General features: G+C 49.0%; 2 tRNA genes and 2 rRNA genes. All 4 read right to left on the bottom strand.

Going from position 1 to position 618, the window contains the following annotated elements:
* Positions 1 to 120: ribosomal RNA gene (locus tag KW842_RS27180) — 23S ribosomal RNA — on the bottom strand; the annotation flags it as partial.
* 195 nt (positions 121 to 315) lie between these two features.
* Positions 316 to 391: transfer RNA gene (locus KW842_RS27175), tRNA-Ala, on the bottom strand.
* A gap of 2 nt (positions 392 to 393) precedes the next feature.
* A tRNA-Ile gene (locus KW842_RS27170) sits at positions 394 to 470 on the bottom strand.
* A gap of 74 nt (positions 471 to 544) precedes the next feature.
* Positions 545 to 618 (bottom strand): 16S ribosomal RNA (locus tag KW842_RS27165); the annotation flags it as partial.

The raw sequence follows: 618 nt of genomic DNA, 5'->3' as shown, positions 1-618 counted from the left end.
ATTCGGAAATCTGCGGATCAAAGCTTGTTTGCTAGCTCCCCGCAGCTTATCGCAAGCTACTACGTCCTTCATCGCCTGTAATCGCCAAGGCATCCGCCATGTGCACTTATTCACTTGTCCCTATAACGTTAGCTCCTGCGACTAACAGGAAGCGTTTATAGGAATAAGATATTACGTTGTTACGTTTGATGATATTACAATCATTACCCACCCACGCAGTTGCCCGCATGGGTCATAACAATTACTTACTGCTTCCAAATTTTTAAAGAACGAGAACTACACTTACGAATAACTGCGCCATTCGTAAAGGCAGTTTGGTGGAGGATGACGGGATCGAACCGACGACCCCCTGCTTGCAAAGCAGGTGCTCTCCCAGCTGAGCTAATCCCCCTATGGTAGGGCTGGTTGGACTCGAACCAACGACCCCCGCGTTATCAACACGGTGCTCTAACCAGCTGAGCTACAGCCCCGATGCTGTTCTCTAATTCATTACAGTCGATAAGTGTGAGCGCTTGAAATGTTCCGAAGAACCTGCAAACTCTAGAAAGGAGGTGATCCAGCCGCACCTTCCGATACGGCTACCTTGTTACGACTTCACCCCAGTCACGAATCCTACCG

The sequence above is a fragment of the Duganella sp. sic0402 genome, assembly GCF_019219065.1.
Classification (GTDB): domain Bacteria; phylum Pseudomonadota; class Gammaproteobacteria; order Burkholderiales; family Burkholderiaceae_D; genus Rugamonas.
Note: the sequence above shows the minus strand (reverse complement) of the source record. Positions and strands in the feature narration are given on the sequence as shown.